Source organism: Mycobacterium sp. NGS45, assembly GCF_059812645.1.
The window spans coordinates 1-1171 of the sequence record NZ_JCALDB010000060.1 but is presented as its reverse complement, the minus strand read 5'-3'; the positions used below and the strand labels follow the sequence as shown (position 1 = coordinate 1171).

The window sequence follows — 1171 nt, the reverse complement described above, 5'->3', positions numbered from 1 at the left end:
GGGGGCGTGAAAGTGGGCGCACCTTCCCGAGGATGATCTGAATATCCGAAGGTCCGATCATGAGCCGGCGTTGGCGCGCTGGTTCGGGAAGGTACGCCCATGCTCACCGTAGTTCACGATGCCATCGAGGCCAACGAAAGCACTGGCGGTGCTGGTCGGTCGTTGTTGGACGAGATCGTCCGCGACGGCGCCCGTCAGATGCTGGCCGCCGCGTTGAAGGCTGAGGTCGCCGCCTACGTGGCCCAGTTCGCCGATCAGCTCGATGAGAAGGGGCATCGGCTGGTGGTCCGCAACGGCTATCACCAGGCCCGCGAGGTGCTGACGGCAGCCGGGGCAGTTGAGGTGAAAGCACCGCGAGTCAACGACAAACGCGTCGACCCCGACACCGGTGAACGGAAACGGTTCTCCTCGGCGATCCTGCCGGCCTGGGCACGCAAGTCACCGCAGATGAGCGAAGTGCTGCCGCTGCTGTACCTGCACGGGCTGTCCACCAGCGACTTCACCCCCGCTCTGGAGCAGTTCCTGGGCTCGGGTGCCGGGCTCTCGGCCACCACGATCACCCGGCTGACCAGCCAGTGGCAGGACGAGGCCCGCGCGTTTGCCGCCCGGGACCTGTCGGGCACCGACTACGTCTACCTGTGGGTCGACGGCATCCACCTCAAGGTCCGCCTGGACCAGGAAAAGCTGTGTCTGCTGGTGATGCTCGGCGTGCGCGCGGACGGCCGCAAAGAGCTCGTGGCGATCACCGACGGCTACCGGGAATCGACCGAGTCGTGGGCTGATCTGCTGCGCGACTGTAAACGACGCGGCATGACCGCACCCGTGCTCGCCGTCGGCGATGGCGCACTCGGCTTCTGGAAAGCGGTACGCGAGGTGTTCCCGGCCACCAAAGAACAGCGGTGCTGGTTTCATAAGCAAGCCAATGTGCTTGCCGCCCTGCCGAAATCAGCGCACGCGTCGGCGTTGTCGGCGCTCAAGGAGATCTACAACGCCGAGGATATCGACAAGGCCCAGGTCGCGGTCAAGGCCTTCACGGTCGACTTCGGGGCCAAGTACCCCAAGGCGGTCGCCAAGATCACCGACGATCTGGACACCCTACTGGAGTTCTACCACTATCCCGCCGAGCACTGGATCCACCTACGCACGACAAATCCGATCGAAAGCACCTTTG

General features: G+C 64.6%; 1 protein-coding gene. It reads left to right on the top strand.

All coding sequences use genetic code 11. From position 1 onward, the window contains the following. Nucleotides 1-99 precede the first annotated feature (99 nt). Nucleotides 100-1171, top strand: a 1072-nt coding sequence (locus AC5Y3P_RS22325) for an IS256 family transposase (protein ID WP_500048120.1), incomplete at its 3' end; no start/stop codon positions are given.